Raw genomic sequence first — 16,553 nt, forward strand, 5'->3', positions numbered from 1 at the left:
TCGGCAGATGCCAGCCGACGCGCGTGACAGCGAGCCTGGCGGGACTGGTCTCGACAGGCTCGACCACCGGTGGGCAGGCTCGACCGCCGGTGGACGCGTGTGGCCGGTTAGGGCGTCCGGCGGCGCAGGGTGACCGCGCCCAGGCCGAGCGCCACCACCGCGAATCCGGCCACCACGGCGATATCGCGCCATACCTCGCCGCTCGAACTGCCGTCGGTCAACGCCTGCATCGCGTCGACGGCGTACGACATCGGGAGCAGGTTGCTGATCGACTCCAACACGCCGGGCAGCGCAGCGCGCGGCACCAGCAGGCCGCAGAGCAGGATCTGCGGGATCACCACCGCGGGCATGAACTGGACCGCCTGGAACTCGCTCTGCGCGAAGGCCGAGACGAAGAGGCCGAGAGCGGTACCCAGCACCGCGTCGGCGATCGCCACGACGAGCAGCAGCGCCACCGAGCCTTCCACCGTCAGGCCGAGCACACCGACGCTGACCCCGACCGCGAGCCCGGACTGGACCGCGGCGACCAATCCGAAGGCCAGCGCGTAGCCGAGCAGGAAGTCGCCTTTGCCCAGCGGCATCGTCAACAACCGCTCCAAGGTGCCCCCGCTCCGTTCGCGCAGTGTGGTCACGCTGGTCACCAGGAACATCACGATGAACGGGAACATCGCCAGCAGACCGGGTCCGAAGACCGCGAACCGGTCGCCGGGAAGGTCGCTGAGCATCCACCACAGCAAGGTGATCAGCGCACAGGGCAGGACCAGAAGCATCGCCAGGGTGCGGTGGTCACGGCGCAGTTGACGCAGCACCCGACCGGCCACCGCGAAGGTGACCCGCGGACTCATCGGCGATCTCCTCGAACCAGATGCAGGAACGCCTGCTCGACGTCGTCGACCCCGGCTGCGGCTTTGATCGCGGCCGGGGTGTCGTCGGCGATCAACCGTCCGTCGCGCATCAATAGCAACCGGTCGCAGCGCTCCGCCTCGTCCATCACGTGGCTACTCACCAGCACCGTCGTGCCTGCTGCGGCGAGCCGCGAGAAGAGTCCCCACAGCGAGACGCGGAGAACCGGGTCGAGCCCGACCGTGGGTTCGTCGAGCACCAGCAGCGACGGTTCTGCGAGGAGCGCCACCGCGAGGCTGACCCGGGACCGTTGACCGCCGCTGAGTCGCGCGACCACCTGATCCCCGAAGTCGCCCAGATCGACGACCTCACGCACGCGCGCCACGGCACCGCGCTCGACCCCGAGCACCTGGGCGAAGAAGCGGAGGTTCTCGTCAACGCTCAGATCGCCGTAGACACTCGGGCTCTGCGTCATGTAGCCGACCCGGCTACGCAGCCCTGCGGAGCCGGCCGGCTCACCCAGCACCGTGACGGTGCCCGAGGCGATCTGCTGCACCCCGACGATGGCTCGCATCAAGGTGGACTTACCGCAACCGGACGGCCCCAACAGGCCGGTCACCTGGCCGGCCGGCACCTGGAGATCGAGCTCGGAGAGGACCGTTCGCTCCCCGCGCACGACAGTGAGCGAACTGAGGTCGATGGCGAACTCCACCATGCGTTTCACTATCGCACGCCTGGCCCGCCGGTGACGTCATCAGATGCGAGCACATGCTCCTGCCCTCCGGAGGACGGCGCGCGGAGTTCAGGGGCGTTCGATCCTCGGCATCCCGAGATGTTCGCGCGCGAAGTCCAGCGACTCGGCCAGGTCCGCGCTGCGCTGCTGGGAGGTGGCCGCCTTCCGGGTGTTGATCTCCGCGACGACGTGGCCGGAGAAGTCAGCGGCGGCGAGGTACTTCAGGAACTCGGCTGCCGGTTGGTTGCCGCGCCCCGGAACCAGGTGCTCGTCCTTGGCGCTACCGGTGCCGTCGGTGAGGTGGATGTGGCGCAGCCGTTCGCCGAGCCGTTCGGCCATCGCGATCGGGTCGGTCTGGGCGACCGCGGCATGCGAGAGGTCGATCGTCGCGTTGGCGTACGGCTCCGTGGAGGGGTCCCGACCCGGCAGGTAGGCCTCCACCGACCGCTTGCTGCTCGCCCGCCAGGGATACATGTTCTCCACGGCGAAGGCGATCCCGGTGGAGAGCTCGAGGCCCTCGATGCCTTGGACGAACTCCCGCGCGTAGTCCTTCTGCCAACGGAACGGCGGATGCACCACCACGACGTCGGCTCCGAGCGCCGCTGCCATCTCGGCGGAGCGCTCCAACTTGCCCCAGGGGTCCGTCCCCCAGACCCGCTGGGTGATCAGCAGACACGGTGCGTGCACCGCACAGACCGGCACCCCGTGATGGTCGATCAACTGCTGGATCGCGGTGGTCTGTTGGCTGAGTGCGTCGATCCCGACCATCACCTCGACGGCGTCGTAGCCGAGCAGCGCCGCGTAGTTGAAGGCATGCGCGGTGGACTCGGGGTAGACCGAGGCGGTGGAGAGACCGATCAGGGGCACGTCAGGTGGTCCCGCCCGCGAGGTCTCGCACCCCGTCGCCGTCCTCGTCGAGCACGCTGAGCTGGTCGAAGCGCTCCAGGATCACGCCTTCCCGCAACGCCCAGGGGCAGATCTCCAGGCCGGAGAGGTCGAAGATGTCCATCACCGCTTCGGCGACCAACGCCCCCGGCAGGATCTGGTGGGTGCGGCTCGGCGAGACGCCGGGCAGCTCGGCCAACTCCTGCGCCGTCATCGCGGCCAGCTTCGGTAGCCAGTCCCCCAGTTCGCCACGCGGCAGCATCCGCGGCACCAACGGCCCCTCGGTCGACGGCGCCGCCCCGCAGATCCGGGCCAACGAACGGAACGTCTTGGAGGTGGCCGCGGCCCGGTCCGGCGGGCCGTGCCGCAACAGGTTGCCGGCGTCACGCGCGATCTCCGCACGCAGGCGCCGGCGGATCTCGCGCAGCGTCGCCTCGTCCATCGGGAGCTCGGTGAACCAGTCCCGGGCCAGGCGCGCCGCCCCCAGCGGCAGCGACCAGGCGACGTCGGGCGCCTCGTCGGCACCACCCGCGATCTCCAGCGAGCCGCCACCGATGTCGAAGACCGCCAACCGGCCCGCCGACCAACCGAACCAGCGCCGGACAGCGAGGAACGTCAGCCGCGCCTCGTCCTCACCGGCCAGCACCTCCAGGGCGACCCCGGTCCGGGACCGGACCTGCTCCAGGACGTCGTCGACGTTGCTCGACTCACGCACCGCCGAGGTCGCGAAGGCGAGGATCTCCTCACAGCCCTTGTCCTCGGCGACCCGCAGCGAGGCGGCGCAGAACTCGACCAGGGCGTCGACCCCGACCCGGCTGACCGCACCGTCGGCGTCGAGGTGCTCGGCCAGCCGCAACGGCTCCTTGTAGGAGTACGCCGGCAGCGGCGCAGCACCGCCGTGCGCATCCACCACGAGTAGGTGACCCGTGTTGGATCCGATATCAAGCACGCCCAACCTCATAGGCCCACGGTAGCCGCCTGCACGACGTAGGGTTGGCGGTGTGCCCGAGGTGCCCCTGAACTTCCCCCGTGCGTGGGTCGAGTTCCCCGATCCCGCCGACGCCGACCAGGTCTTCCGTTGCGACCTCACCTGGTTGACCTCCAACTACACCTGCATCTTCGGCAACGGATGTGCCGGGATCTACGCGGACTCCCCCGAGGTCGGCTGCTGCACCCTCGGCGCGCACTTCTCGGACAAGGACGATGAGGAGCGGGTCGCCGAGTTCGCGGACCGTCTCGACGCCGACCTGTGGCAGTTCCACCCCGGTGGCAAGCTGCGCCGCAAGGACTGGGTCGAGAAGGACGAGGACGGCGAGCGGAAGACCCGGCAGATCGAGACCAGCGGGGGTGCCGGCTGCATCTTCGCCAACCGGAGCGACTTCCACCTCGGCGCAGGCTGCGCCCTGCATGCCTTGGCGATCCGCGAGGGACGCAACCCGTTGGAGACCAAGCCGGACGTCTGCTGGCAGCTGCCGATCCGCCGCACGTTCCGGACCGTCGAGCTACCGGACGGCGAGAGCTACACCGAGGTGAGCATCGCCGAGTACGACCGGCGCGGTTGGGGTCCGGGCGGACACGACCTGGACTGGTACTGCACCGGCAACACCGAGGCCCACGTGAACGTGGAGCCGTTCTACGTGACCAACGCTGCCGAGCTGACCGCGCTGATGGGCGAGGCGGGCTACGCGGCCCTGGTCACGCACTGCGAGGCACACCTGCGTTCCCGCTCGGCGCTGGCCCTGCATCCCGCATCGCCCCACTGAGCAGGCCCCTTCGCACGAAGTCGTCTCGACGTCAAGAGACTCAGACCCCAGTGTGACCAACGAATCAGGGCCCCCGCAGAATGATTTGCATGCGCCTGGACCACCTTTCGTTTGCAGCTGGACCCGATGGCCTTGCGGCCACTGCCGACCGACTGAGCGCCCTGATCGGACGCGAATTCATCGATGGCGGTATTCACCCGCGCTTCGGCACGCGCAATCGCACGATGCCGCTAGCCGACAACACCTACCTCGAGGTAGTCGAGGTGCTCGACCACCCGGCGTCCGACAAGGCGCCCTTCGGTCAGGCCGTTCGTGCCCGCTCCGCCCTGGGCGGCGGCTGGCTCGGCTGGGTCGTCGCCGTCGATGACATCGCCTCCGTCGAGCAGCGCCTCGGTCGCGCCGCCGCCGACGGCAGCCGGCACCGCCCCGACGGCCACGCCCTGAGCTGGAAGCAGATCGGCGTCAACGGTCTGATCGCGGACCCGCAGCTGCCGTTCTTCGTGCAGTGGCTCTCCCCCGCGGAGGACCACCCCAGCCACGGCGGTTCCCCGGACTTCTCCCTTGCCTGCTTGGAGATCGCCGGCGACCCGCAGCGGGTCAGCGAGTGGCTCGGCGAGAGTGTCGAGTCCCCGCTGGAGGACGTCAAGGTGGAGTGGGTCGCCCCGCACGGCACCCCCGGCGTCGTCGCCGCACACTTCCAGACCCCCAACGGTCTGGTGCGGATCTGAATCCTCGGCTCCCCGGTGTGGTGCCGAGTCCGAACATCTGGCACCACACCGCTACCTACGAGATCGAGAACCGGGCTTTCGACCGCGACGGACTCGTTGAGGACGCGATGCGTGCGATCGCGCCATGGCGCGATCGCACCGTCCTCGACCTGGGTTGCGGCACCGGTTTCCACCTGCCTCGCTGGGCGGAGGAGGCAACTCAGGTGGTCGGCGTCGAACCGCACTCCGACCTGCTCGCCCTGGCTCGACGACGGAGCAAGCGCCTCCCCACGGTGACCACCCGCCGCGGCACTGCCCAGGCGACCGGTCTCCCCGACGCCAGCGTCGACGTCGTGCATGCTCGATGGGCCTACTTCTTCGGCCCCGGCTGCGAGCCCGGACTGGCCGAACTCGACCGGGTGATCCGTCGCGGCGGCACGGCCTACGTGATCGACAACGACCCGACCACCTCCACCTTCGGCGGCTGGTTCCGTCGCGGCTACCCGTACGTGATGCCGGAGCGGGTCGAGAGCTTCTGGTCCCAGCACGGCTGGACCAGGACCCCGATCCTCACCTCCTGGCAGTTCGAGAGCCGCGCCGATCTGGAGGCGGTGGTCCGCATCGAGTTCACCCGCGACGTCGCCGAGGAGATCGTGGCCAGCCATGTCGGCACCACGGTCGACTACGCCGTCAACCTCTGGCACCGCACCTACTGAGGCTCAGCCCTCACGGAACCGGCTCAGACGATGGGCTTGCCGGCCCGCACCCGACGGCGCAGGTCCCACAGGTAGAGGTTGAGCGGGAAGAGCCGCAGCACCTGGGGCGAACGGCGACTGACCGCGCCGTAGGCGCGCATGAAGCGACGGAACCGACGCTGATCGCGGGCGGTCCAGCTCAGCCCCATCTGCTCCCGGAACGACGGCGGCAGATAGCCGGTGTTGACCCACCGCACGAAGCCACGCAACCCGAGCGCGACCGGCTTCGGCATGTTCTCCAGGTTGAGCAGGGCCAGCAGGTGCCCGCGGATGGTGTCGTCGATGTCGATCTTGGCGAGGCCCTCGTTCCAGTAGGCCTCGAAGGCCGCCATGTCGGCCGGCCACTGCTCGGGCCGGACCTGCAGACTGGTCGCGAACGCACCGAAGTGCTGCAGCAGCAGCTCCATCGTGGCGTCATCGGGCAGGCCGTGCATCTGCTCGATGATGTCGAAGGTGCCCTTGGCCAGGCAGGCCCCGACCCACAGCTGCAGCTCGGGGCTGAAGGCGTTGTACTTCACCGGACTGTCCGGGCCGGAGCGGATGTGCCGGTGGACGGAGTCGATGGCTTTGCGCATGTTGCGACGGTCCTCGTCGGTGCCCAGCAACGCGACGGCGAGGAACGTACCGGTGGTGCGGGCCCGCTTGATCGGGCGCTTCATCGCGTTGCCGCTGTCGACCGGGCTCTCGTAGACGCCGTAGCCGACGGCGGGGTGGCCCAACTGCATGATCACGTTCGCCATTCCGGCGAAGACTCCGGCGATCCCCTCCAGGTAGGGGGTGGCGTCGAAGGTGTCGGCCCGGTTCTGCGTGTTGCCGACGGCTGATAGCGGGGAGCTCATGGAAGGAAACTAAGGTTGACAACGCACGTTGTCAACGTTTCTATGGGGACATGGCGAGAGGTCAATGGGGCGGGACGACGCTTGAGTTCCGTCGGGCTCAACGACGGCAACAGCTGCTTGAGGCCGGGGTCCTCCTGCTCGCCGAGGGCGGCACCGCCGCCTTCACGGTGCGCGCGGTCTGCCGGGTCACCGGGCTCAGCGAGCGTTACTTCTACGAGCACTTCCTCTCCCGCGACCAACTCGTCTATGCCTCCTTCGACATCGTTGCCGAGGAGGTCAGCGCGATGCTGACCGAAGCGGTCGCCGGGGCCCCGAAGGATCCTGAGGGCTTCGCCCGGGCCGCGGTGGCCGCGGTGATCAAGGCGACCATCGACGAACCGTCGCGTGGCCGGGTGCTCTTCCTGGCCCCGGCCGACGACTCGATGCTCCGCTCGCGGGGCGACATCGTCGGCCATGCCCTGGTCGCCATGCTCCGCGACCAGATCCCGGCCTCCCGGTCCTCCGGCCACCGTGACCTGGTCGCGAGCAGCCTGGCCGGAGCCTTGGCCTACACCTTCCGCGGCTACGTCGCCGGCACGCTGGAGGTCACCCGCAAGGAGTTCAGCGAGCACTGCGTCCAACTCCTGCTCACCCTGGCGTCGATGCCGGACCCCAAGCCACGGCGTCCCCGCGCCAAGGCCAAGGTGGCGGGCGCTGAGGAGCCCGCCACCGGATAGGGCTGGGGATAGTCGCCTACGTGTCGGAGGTGCCCCGTAGGTTCTTCCCCATGGCCACAGCTCGCAAGAACCGCCCCGCCTACCGCTGCAGCGAATGTGGCTGGGAGACCGCCAAATGGGTCGGCCGCTGCGGCGAGTGCCAGGCCTGGGGCTCGGTCGCCGAAGCGGCCGTGGTCACCGCCCGCACCCAGGCCGGGCCGGTCAGCGCCGCTGCCGTCCCGATCGGGCAGGTCTCGGTGGCCGAGGCCACCCGGCGCGGGAGCGGTGTCGCCGAGCTCGACCGGGTCCTCGGCGGCGGGCTGGTCCCCGGGGCCGCGATCCTGTTGGCCGGTGAGCCAGGCGTCGGCAAGAGCACCCTGTTGCTGGAGGTTGCCGCGCAGACGGCCCGTTCCCGGCGGCGCACCCTCTACCTGACCGGCGAGGAGTCCGCCGCGCAGGTCCGGATGCGCGCCGACCGCACGGACGCCGTCCACGACGAACTCTTCCTCGCCGCCGAGACCGACCTCAGCGCTCTGCTCAGCCACATCGAGGCGGTCAAGCCCGAACTGCTGGTGATCGACTCGGTACAGACCGTGGGTGCCGCCGACGTCGACGGCGTCCCCGGCGGCGTCAGCCAGGTCAAAGAGGTCGCGGCCGCACTGGTCCGGGTCGCGAAGACCCGCAACATCACCACCGTCCTGGTCGGCCACGTCACCAAGGACGGCTCGATCGCAGGTCCTCGGGTCCTGGAACACCTGGTCGACGTGGTGCTCCACTTCGAGGGCGACCGCAACTCCCGGTTCCGGATGCTGCGTGCGGTGAAGAACCGCTTCGGCCCGGTCGACGAGGTCGGCTGCTTCGAGCTCACCTCGGCCGGGATCAACGCCGTCGCGGACCCGACCGGTCTCTTCGTCGAGCACCACGCCAACCAGGTCCCCGGTACCTGCGTCGCGGTCAGCATGGAGGGGCGACGGCCGATGCTGGCCGAGGTGCAGGCGCTGGTCGCCACGCCGGCCGACAAACCCAAGCGCACGACGTCGGGGGTCGACTCGTCCCGGGTCTCGATGGTCCTTGCCGTCCTGCAACAGCACGCCGGTCTGGCCCTGCACACCAACGACGTCTTCGTCGCCACCGTTGGCGGCGCCCGCCTGCACGAGCCGGCCACCGACCTGGCGATCGCGATCGCGCTGGCCTCCGCGACGCATGGCCGCGAGGCTCCGTCGGGGATCGTCGCGATGGGAGAGCTCGGCCTGGCCGGCGAGCTCCGCCAGGTCCGTGACCTCCCGCAACGCCTCGCCGAAGCCGCCCGCCTCGGCTTCCGGTACGCCGTCGTCCCCAGCGAACGCGGGAGCTCCGGTCCCGGTCGCCAGGAGCGGATGGTCGACGGGATGAAGGTGCTCGACGTGCCCAACATCGGCAGCGTGATGCGTCTGCTCGGCTTCCAGGGGCAGGTCAGCCACGGTCAGCCCCGCAAGGTCTGACGGCTTCACCTCCGCCGCGCGGCCTCTGAGCGCACAAGCCCCACCCGCGCGCCCTAGACTGGGGCGACGCGCAGCAGCAACCTCCGAACGGGGAAAACGTGGCCACTATCGAGCCGACCGACGACAGCCTTCGGCTACGGGCGACTTTGGCGTCCATCGCCCCTGGTACCGCCCTGCGCGACGGCCTCGAACGCATCCTGCGTGGCCGCACCGGCGCCCTGGTCGTGCTTGGTCAGGACAAGGTCGTCGACTCCATCTCCACCGGCGGATTCACCTTCGACGTGCCCTTCACCGCCACCGGTCTGCGCGAGCTGGCGAAGATGGACGGCGCGATCATCGTGGACGCCGATCTGACCAAGATCCACCGCGCCGCGGTCCACCTGATGCCGGACCACACCATCCCTTCGGAGGAGACCGGTACCCGGCACCGCACCGCGGACCGGGTCGCCAAGCAGACCGGGTTCCCGGTCATCTCGGTCTCCCAGTCGATGCAGATCATCGCCGCCTACGTCGGCCAGACCCGCCACGTCCTCGAAGACACCGGCCAGATCCTCTCCCGCGCCAACCAAGCGCTGGCGACCTTGGAGCGCTACAAGCTCCGCCTCGACGAGGTCTCCAGCACCCTGTCCGCCCTGGAGATCGAAGACCTGGTCACGGTCCGCGACGTCGTGGTGGTGGCCCAGCGGTTGGAGATGGTCACCCGGATCGCCCGCGAGATCGAGGACTACATCCTCGAGCTCGGCACCGACGGCCGCCTGCTCTCCCTCCAACTGGAGGAGCTGGTCACCGGCGTCGACACCGAACGCGAGCTGGTGATCCGTGACTACCTCCCGGCCGGCCGGCGCGCCAAGACGCCGACCGAGCTGCTGCACCGTCTCGAGGGCCTCTCCGCGACCGACCTGGTCGACGCGGCCTCGGTCTCCAAGGCTCTGGGCCTCGGCGCGGCCGAACACCTCGACGGCGCGGTCGCCCCGCGCGGCTACCGCCTGCTGGCGAAGGTCCCCCGGCTCCCGGTCAGCGTCGTCGACGGGCTGGTCGACCACTTCGGCACGTTGCAGAAGCTGCTCTCGGCCGGCATCGATGACCTGCAGGCCGTCGACGGCGTCGGCGAGCTGCGGGCCCGCAGCGTGCGCGAAGGACTCTCCCGGCTCGCCGAGTCGAGCATCCTCGAACGCTACGTCTGACCGCTGGTCCGCGACGTCACACGTTCCAGCTGGTCAGCGCTGAGGAGTGGCGTTCGTGCCGGCGTTCGCGTCGGCGCGGTTCTTGCGCTTCGTCTTCTTCTCCGGCTCGCGCACCTTCGTGATCACCTTGCGCTCTGCCTTGGTGAGCTCGAAGTACTGGTCGACCGGCTCACCGCCGAGGGTCGCCGCAATCGCGTGGTAGCCGCCCTTGTAGGCCCAGCCGGCGTTCCCGCTGCACTCCTCGTCGGAGCGACGACCGTTCCACCGGACATTGAGGGTCTTCGGCAGGATCGAACGGACCACGACCTTCCGCTCGACGAGCGCGGTCGGGCACTGCTGGCTGCTCCAGATGTTGTCACGGCCCGAGGTGATCTTGAGAACCACCGAGGCAGCGGAGAAGTCGAAGATGCAGGCCTCGCGGTCGGTGGTCAGAGTCAGCGGAATGACGATCCGCTCCGATCCCGCTGCAGCACTCCGGATCTCCGGGGAGACCCGAACCTCTTCGGGCAGGCAGTCACCGTCGGCGACCGGCAGGGTGCGCTTCTTCTTCACCGGCTTGGTCGGCTTCTCCACGGTCGGCTTCTCGGCGCCCGGCCCGCCGGACTCCGGCTTGGTGTCGACCTCGCTGGTCGGCTGCGCAGCCGCCTGCTTGGCCGTGCCCGCGGCGTCGTCAGCAGCGCCGTCGGAGCCCCCGCCGACCAGCCGGGCAAGTGCGAAGACCAAGACGAAAGCAGTACCCAGCACCAACGCACGCCGGACCCAGTAGACCCGTGCAGGAAGAGGCCCGGTCGGCCGGGTGACACCGCTCATAGCCGAACCGTATCCAGCCCCGGCCGAAGAGTGCGGGAGCGACACTACGATGAAGACGATGAGTGAGCTGCACAACCCTGTCCTGGACTGGTTCGACGAGCACGCCCGCGACCTTCCGTGGCGCGGGAACGACGCCTCGGTCTGGTCGGTGATGGTCTCCGAGTTCATGCTGCAACAGACCCCGGTAGCCCGGGTGCTGCCGATCCACGAACAGTGGATGGCCCGGTGGCCCACCCCCTCCGACCTCGCCGCCGAAGACGCCGGGGAGGCGGTCCGCGCGTGGGGACGATTGGGTTACCCCCGGCGGGCGCTGCGGTTGCACGCCGCCGCGACGGCGATCGTGGAGCACCACGGCGGCGTCGTACCGGACACCTACACGGAGCTGCTGACCCTTCCCGGCGTCGGCGACTACACCGCGGCCGCGATCGCCTCCTTCGGCTACGGTCGACGCGAGGTCGTGCTGGATACCAATGTGCGCCGGGTCTTCGCCCGGGCCCTGACCGGCCAGGAGTTCCCGCACCAGTCGGTGCGGAAGGCCGAACGCGAGTTGGCGGCGTCGCTGCTTCCCGACGACGCGCCGACCGCGGCCACCTGGGCGGTCGCCGTCATGGAACTCGGGGCGCTGGTCTGCACGGCCTCCTCCCCCCGTTGCGAGGCCTGCCCGATCGCAGAATCCTGCGCCTGGGTCGCCGCCGACAAGCCGGCCTGGGCCGGTCCTCCGCGCAAAGCGCAGACCTACGCCGGCACCGACCGCCAGGTCCGCGGCCGACTCCTTGCGGTGCTCCGCGACGCACCGGGGGCGGTGCCCAAGAGCCGCCTCGACATCGTCTGGTCGCTGGAGGAGCAACGGGAACGGGCGCTGCGCAGTCTGCTCGACGATGGGCTCCTGGTCCGCGACGGGGACCTCTACGCCCTGCCCTGACCCGGGAACAGCTACTCCGGAAATGCGGAAAGCCCCGCCGAAGCGGGGCTTTCCGGGCTTGCTCAGGCAGTTTCGCCGTCAGCCTTGGGCACATCGACCGGGCCAGGCTCACCGTCGGCGGCACCCTCACTGAGGGCTGCCTCCAGCGGCGGCGAGTCCGGCAGTGTGCCGACCTTCTGGCCGACGAAGGTGAAGGTCGCGGTGGGGCCTTCACCCTCGACGTCGACCAGCACGATCTGGCCGGGGCCGACCTCGCCGTAGAGCATCTTCTCGGCCAGGACGTCCTCGATCTCGCGCTGCACCGTACGGCGCAACGGACGCGCACCGAGGACCGGGTCGAACCCGCGCTTGGCGAGCAGGTCCTTCGCGGCCTGGGTCAGCTCGAGGGACATGTCGCGGTCCTTCATCCGCTTCTCCACCGACGCGATCATGTTGTCGACCATCGCCACGATCTGCTCCTGCGACAGCGGCGGGAAGACGACGACCTCGTCGACACGGTTGAGGAACTCGGGCCGGAAGTGCTGCTTGAGCTCCTCCTGGACCTTGGTCTTCATCCGGTCGTAGGTGGTCTGCGCGTCGGAGGCGTTGCCGAAACCGAGGCTGACGCCCTTGGCGATGTCACGCGAACCGAGGTTCGTGGTCATGATGATGACGGTGTTCTTGAAGTCGACCACGCGACCCTGCGAGTCGGTGAGACGACCCTCTTCCAAGATCTGCAACAGGCTGTTGAAGATATCGGGGTGGGCCTTCTCGACCTCGTCGAAGAGCACCACGGAGAACGGCTTGCGGCGCACCTTCTCGGTGAGCTGACCGCCCTCTTCGTAGCCGACGTAGCCGGGAGGCGAACCGAAGAGACGCGAAACCGTGTGCTTCTCGGAGAACTCCGACATGTCGAGCTGGATCAGCGCGTCCTCGTCGCCGAACAGGAACTCGGCCAGCGTCTTGGAGAGCCAGGTCTTACCGACACCCGAGGGCCCGGCGAAGATGAACGATCCGCCCGGACGCTTCGGGTCCTTGAGACCGGCACGCGTGCGCCGGATGGCACGGGAGAGGGCCTTGACGGCCTCTTCCTGACCGATGACGCGCTTGTGCAGCTCGTCCTCCATCTTGAGCAGTCGGGTCGACTCCTCCTCGGAGAGCTTGACGATCGGAATACCGGTGGCGACGGCGAGAACCTCGGCGATGAGCTCCTCATCCACCTCGGCGACGACGTCCATGTCGCCGGCGCGCCACTGCTTCTCGCGCTCGGCCTTGGCCAGGATGAGCTGCTTCTCCTCGTCACGCAGCGACGCTGCGGCCTCGAAGTCCTGCCCGTCGATGGCGGCTTCCTTGCGCTGACGCACCTCGGCGATCTTCTCGTCGAACTCGCGGAGGTCCGGCGGCGCGGTCATCCGGCGGATCCGGAGTCGGGAGCCGGCCTCGTCGATCAGGTCGATCGCCTTGTCCGGGAGGAAACGGTCGGAGATGTACCGGTCGGCCAGCGTTGCGGCCGAGACCAGCGCCTCGTCGGTGATGGTCACCCGGTGGTGGGCCTCGTAACGGTCGCGCAGGCCCTTGAGCATCTCGATGGTGTGCGCGATCGACGGCTCGGCGACCTGGATCGGCTGGAAACGGCGCTCCAGCGCGGCGTCCTTCTCCAGGTGCTTGCGGTACTCGTCGAGCGTGGTGGCACCGATGGTCTGGAGTTCGCCGCGGGCGAGCATCGGCTTGAGGATGCTGGCCGCGTCGATCGCGCCCTCAGCGGCACCCGCACCGACGAGGGTGTGGATCTCGTCGATGAAGAGGATGATGTCGCCGCGGGTGCGGATCTCCTTGAGCACCTTCTTCAGGCGCTCCTCGAAGTCACCGCGGTAACGGGAACCGGCGACCAACGCCCCCAGGTCGAGGGTGTAGACGTGCTTGTCCTTGAGGGTCTCGGGCACGTTGCCACGCACGATGTCCTGGGCCAGGCCCTCGACGATCGTGGTCTTACCGACACCGGGCTCACCGATCAGGACCGGGTTGTTCTTGGTCCGGCGGGACAGGATCTGCATGACCCGCTCGATCTCCTGCTCGCGACCGATCACCGGGTCCAGCTTGCCCTCGCGGGCGTCCTGGGTGAGGTTGCGACCGAACTGGTCGAGCACCAGCGACGACGACGGCGCGTCGCTCTGGGTCGGAGCGCCGGAGGAGGCCGCCTCCTTGCCCTGGAAGCCGGAGAGCAACTGGATCACCTGCTGGCGGACCCGGTTGAGGTCGGCGCCGAGCTTCTGCAGCACCTGGGCGGCAACGCCCTCGCCCTCGCGGATCAGACCGAGCAGGATGTGCTCGGTACCGATGTAGGAGTGGCCGAGCTGGAGGGCCTCGCGGAGCGAGAGCTCCAGGACCTTCTTGGCACGCGGCGTGAACGGGATGTGGCCGCTGGGCGCCTGCTGGCCCTGGCCGATGATCTCCTCGACCTGGGCGCGCACCGCCTCGAGGGAGATGTCGAGGGACTCCAGCGCCTTGGCAGCAACGCCTTCGCCCTCGTGGATCAAACCGAGCAGGATGTGCTCGGTTCCGATGTAGTTGTGCGAGAGCATGCGGGCCTCTTCTTGGGCCAGCACGACAACTCGTCGGGCTCGGTCTGTGAACCGCTCAAACATGTACGCGCCTCGCTATCTGCTGCTTGGTCCGCTGCGCACCTCGGATGGACGTGCGGACAGTGGTACCAACGTATGAGTCCACCCTACGTGTTCCCGCCGAGCCCGCCATCTCGGTCCGCTCACAGCGAACACGCGGATCGCCTGTCCGGACAGGGCCTTGCGGAAACGCCGCAGCGCGGGTCACGGCACCGCCGTCACCCGCGCTGCAACTGATGATCAGTGTGCGGCGTCGTACGCCTCACGGACCTCGGCGGGAACCCGGCCCCGGTCGGAGAGTTCGTAACCGTTCTGTCGCGCCCAGTCACGGACGTCGGAGGCAGCCGGGCCACCAGCGGCGCTCGGGCGGCGACCGGACGCCTTGCGACCGCCGACGCGTCGGGCGTGCCCGAGGAAAGGCGCCACCGCCTCGCGCAGCTTGGCAGCGTTGTCGGTGCTCAGGTCAATCTCGTAGGAAACGCCGTCCATGCCGAAAGTGACGGTCTCCGACGCCTCGCTACCGTCGATGTCGTCAACCAGAACAATGTGGACCTTTTGTGCCATTTCAAAGACTCCTCGCCCTGCGCCGGTGATATGTCCTGTGCATCATTGCACAGGTCTAACCGAACTCAACCTCATCAGGCGTTCCGGCGAAACACCAATTCTAGGCCCCGCAATGTCAACCACGGGTCATGGGCGGTGAATGCGGAACATTCACTCAGAACGAGTGGCGCAAGATACCCGGTTGCTATTACATTCACCTCGGCAACCGGATGGCCCAATTCGGCAATCATCCGCGCGACCATGCCATCGACCTGGGCTGCCACTCCGAAGAGTAGACCCGACTGCAGAGCTTCGACCGTGTTCTTCGCGATCGCAGCGCGCGGCCGCATCAATTCGACCTTACGCAACTGTGCGCCACGACGACCCAGCGCTTCCAGCGAGATCTCGATTCCGGGCGCGATGGCACCACCCACATACTGTCCCGCCGCGGTGACCACATCGAATGTCGTGGCGGTACCGAAGTCGACCACGATGCTGGGTCCGCCGTATCCCTTGGCGGCGGCGAGCGCATTGATGATGCGGTCGCTACCGACCTCACGGGGGTTGTCGGTCAACACCGGGATACCGGTACGCACGCCCGGTTCGACCACCACCGCCGGGCAGTCCCCGAAGTGGGTATCGAGCATCTCGCGCCATTCGTGCAGAACCGCCGGCACCGTGGCGCAGACCGCGACCCCGGCGACCGTCGTCTCCACGCTCGCCAGCAGCCCACGGACCAGGAGTGCCCACTCATCACTGGTGCGCCGCTCGTCGGTGGCCACCCGCCAATGCGCCGAGACCTCGCCGTCCTCGATCAGGCCGATCACCGTGTGCGAGTTCCCGATGTCCGCGGCCAGCAGGGCCATCTCAGGCCCCGTCCGGGCGCAGATCCATGCCGATGTCGTAGACCTTCGCCGAGTGGGTGAGTGCACCGACGGCGATGAAATCGACCCCGGTCGCGGCGACGGCGGCGGCGCTCTCCAGAGTGAGGCCGCCGGAAGCCTCCAAGGTCGCCCGCCCATCGCTGAGCCGGACTGCCTGGGCCAACTGGTCCGGCGTCATGTTGTCCAGCAGGATCGAGTCGACACCGATCTCCAGCAGTTCGCGGAGCTGATCGAGGGAGTCCACCTCCACCTGGATCGGCAAGGGTGGCTGAGCATCGGCGTACCGTTGCTGCACCGCGCGATAGGCGGCGACCACTCCCCCGGCGGCCAGGACATGATTGTCCTTGATCAACGCCTGATCCGAGAGCGATTCGCGGTGGTTGACGCCGCCGCCGCAACGGACCGCGTACTTCTCCATCCGACGCCATCCCGGAATGGTCTTACGGGTATCGCGAACGCGTGCCGAGGTGCCTTCCAACGCAGCGACCCAGCGCGCAGTACCGGTGGCGACACCGGAAAGATGACAGAGGAAATTGAGCGCCGTCCGTTCGGCGATCAAGAGCGAACGGGTCGCTCCGTAAACGGTGAGCACTGTCGTCCGAGCGGCGACCGCTTCGCCATCCGCGACCGGGCGTTCCACCCGAACCGCTGCGCCCAGGACATAACGGAATACCAACTCGGCAATGGCCAGTCCGGCGACCGTGCCCGGCTCACGGGTCACGAAGTCGGCGACACCCCGATCAGAAGCCGGAATGGTGGGGACGCTGGTCACATCCTCCGTCGGCACATCTTCAGCCAAGGCCCGGACAACCTGGGCATAGACATCGTCGGCATCGAGGCCCGCACCTTCCAACTCGGCGATCAACGCCGTCGGCATCTCGTCGAATGCAGTGGCGGCAATATCCATCG

17 protein-coding genes are annotated in these 16,553 nt (G+C 68.6%); 7 read left to right on the forward strand and 10 right to left on the reverse strand.

The genetic code is table 11. The features are described from left to right. Positions 1 to 107: 107 nt before the first annotated feature. From ACLM5J_RS02260 to ACLM5J_RS02275, 4 genes are all read right to left on the reverse strand, one after another. A complete protein-coding gene (locus ACLM5J_RS02260) occupies positions 108 to 845 on the reverse strand; it encodes an ABC transporter permease (protein ID WP_413654374.1) in 738 nt (245 codons plus the stop codon). After that, on the reverse strand, positions 842 to 1,558 hold the full coding sequence (locus ACLM5J_RS02265) for an ABC transporter ATP-binding protein (protein WP_413654375.1): 717 nt from the start codon (positions 1,556 to 1,558) through the stop codon (positions 842 to 844). The genes ACLM5J_RS02260 and ACLM5J_RS02265 overlap by 4 nt, the downstream gene beginning before the upstream one ends. Positions 1,559 to 1,645: 87 nt before the next feature. Next, positions 1,646 to 2,437 (reverse strand): sugar phosphate isomerase/epimerase family protein, encoded by a 792-nt coding sequence (locus ACLM5J_RS02270; RefSeq protein WP_413655002.1) that lies wholly within the window; start codon positions 2,435 to 2,437, stop codon positions 1,646 to 1,648. Positions 2,438 to 2,444: 7 nt separating this feature from the next. Next, positions 2,445 to 3,410 (reverse strand): Ppx/GppA family phosphatase, encoded by a 966-nt coding sequence (locus tag ACLM5J_RS02275; protein WP_413654376.1) that lies wholly within the window; start codon positions 3,408 to 3,410, stop codon positions 2,445 to 2,447. A gap of 52 nt (positions 3,411 to 3,462) precedes the next feature. Here ACLM5J_RS02275 and ACLM5J_RS02280 point away from each other — a divergent pair, with 52 nt between their 5' ends. From ACLM5J_RS02280 to ACLM5J_RS02290, 3 genes are all read left to right on the forward strand, one after another. After that, entirely contained in the window at positions 3,463 to 4,224 is a 762-nt protein-coding gene (locus ACLM5J_RS02280) for a hypothetical protein (protein ID WP_413654377.1), read from the forward strand. Between the two features lie 89 nt (positions 4,225 to 4,313). Beyond that, positions 4,314 to 4,952, forward strand: a complete 639-nt coding sequence (locus tag ACLM5J_RS02285) for a VOC family protein (protein WP_413654378.1) — start codon at positions 4,314 to 4,316, stop codon at positions 4,950 to 4,952. A gap of 17 nt (positions 4,953 to 4,969) precedes the next feature. Further along, positions 4,970 to 5,647 carry a class I SAM-dependent methyltransferase gene (locus tag ACLM5J_RS02290; protein ID WP_413654379.1) on the forward strand — a complete coding sequence of 226 codons (678 nt, stop codon included), beginning with the start codon at positions 4,970 to 4,972 and terminating at the stop codon, positions 5,645 to 5,647. A gap of 23 nt (positions 5,648 to 5,670) precedes the next feature. Here ACLM5J_RS02290 and ACLM5J_RS02295 read toward each other — a convergent pair whose 3' ends face one another. Then, positions 5,671 to 6,525, reverse strand: coding sequence for an oxygenase MpaB family protein (locus ACLM5J_RS02295; protein WP_413654380.1), 855 nt, complete (start codon positions 6,523 to 6,525; stop codon positions 5,671 to 5,673). Between the two features lie 50 nt (positions 6,526 to 6,575). Between ACLM5J_RS02295 and ACLM5J_RS02300 the strand changes: the two genes are divergently transcribed. The 3 genes from ACLM5J_RS02300 to disA all read left to right on the forward strand — a co-directional run bounded on the left by ACLM5J_RS02300 (position 6,576) and on the right by disA (position 9,885). After that, positions 6,576 to 7,241: a TetR/AcrR family transcriptional regulator gene (locus tag ACLM5J_RS02300; RefSeq protein WP_413654381.1), complete on the forward strand. Its 666-nt coding sequence runs from the start codon at positions 6,576 to 6,578 to the stop codon at positions 7,239 to 7,241. Between the two features lie 50 nt (positions 7,242 to 7,291). After that, positions 7,292 to 8,701 (forward strand): DNA repair protein RadA, encoded by a 1,410-nt coding sequence (gene radA, locus ACLM5J_RS02305; RefSeq protein ID WP_413654382.1) that lies wholly within the window; start codon positions 7,292 to 7,294, stop codon positions 8,699 to 8,701. Between the two features lie 98 nt (positions 8,702 to 8,799). Beyond that, on the forward strand, positions 8,800 to 9,885 hold the full coding sequence (disA, locus tag ACLM5J_RS02310; protein ID WP_413654383.1) for a DNA integrity scanning diadenylate cyclase DisA: 1,086 nt from the start codon (positions 8,800 to 8,802) through the stop codon (positions 9,883 to 9,885). Positions 9,886 to 9,918: 33 nt separating this feature from the next. Here the strand turns inward: disA and ACLM5J_RS02315 are convergent, their stop codons facing one another. Further along, entirely contained in the window at positions 9,919 to 10,695 is a 777-nt protein-coding gene (locus ACLM5J_RS02315; RefSeq protein WP_413654384.1) for a hypothetical protein, read from the reverse strand. 58 nt (positions 10,696 to 10,753) lie between these two features. Here ACLM5J_RS02315 and ACLM5J_RS02320 point away from each other — a divergent pair, with 58 nt between their 5' ends. Beyond that, a complete protein-coding gene (locus tag ACLM5J_RS02320; RefSeq protein ID WP_413654385.1) occupies positions 10,754 to 11,617 on the forward strand; it encodes an A/G-specific adenine glycosylase in 864 nt (287 codons plus the stop codon). 62 nt (positions 11,618 to 11,679) lie between these two features. On the opposite strand, the gene ACLM5J_RS02325 is transcribed toward ACLM5J_RS02320, so the two are convergent. The 4 genes from ACLM5J_RS02325 to nadC all read right to left on the reverse strand — a co-directional run bounded on the left by ACLM5J_RS02325 (position 11,680) and on the right by nadC (position 16,551). Continuing rightward, the gene (locus tag ACLM5J_RS02325; RefSeq protein ID WP_413654386.1) at positions 11,680 to 14,241 is read right to left on the reverse strand and encodes an ATP-dependent Clp protease ATP-binding subunit; all 2,562 of its coding nucleotides are present in this window, start codon (positions 14,239 to 14,241) and stop codon (positions 11,680 to 11,682) included. Between the two features lie 216 nt (positions 14,242 to 14,457). After that, the gene (locus tag ACLM5J_RS02330; RefSeq protein ID WP_413654387.1) at positions 14,458 to 14,781 is read right to left on the reverse strand and encodes a histone-like nucleoid-structuring protein Lsr2; all 324 of its coding nucleotides are present in this window, start codon (positions 14,779 to 14,781) and stop codon (positions 14,458 to 14,460) included. A 74-nt stretch (positions 14,782 to 14,855) separates the two neighbouring features. Further along, positions 14,856 to 15,626: a type III pantothenate kinase gene (locus ACLM5J_RS02335; RefSeq protein WP_413654388.1), complete on the reverse strand. Its 771-nt coding sequence runs from the start codon at positions 15,624 to 15,626 to the stop codon at positions 14,856 to 14,858. A gap of 1 nt (position 15,627) precedes the next feature. Continuing rightward, complete coding sequence (nadC, locus tag ACLM5J_RS02340; protein WP_413654389.1) at positions 15,628 to 16,551, reverse strand: carboxylating nicotinate-nucleotide diphosphorylase; 924 nt, start codon at positions 16,549 to 16,551, stop codon at positions 15,628 to 15,630. Between the last annotated feature and the right edge of the window lie 2 nt (positions 16,552 to 16,553).

Source organism: Nocardioides sp. Bht2, assembly GCF_047308515.1.
GTDB lineage: Bacteria > Actinomycetota > Actinomycetes > Propionibacteriales > Nocardioidaceae > Nocardioides.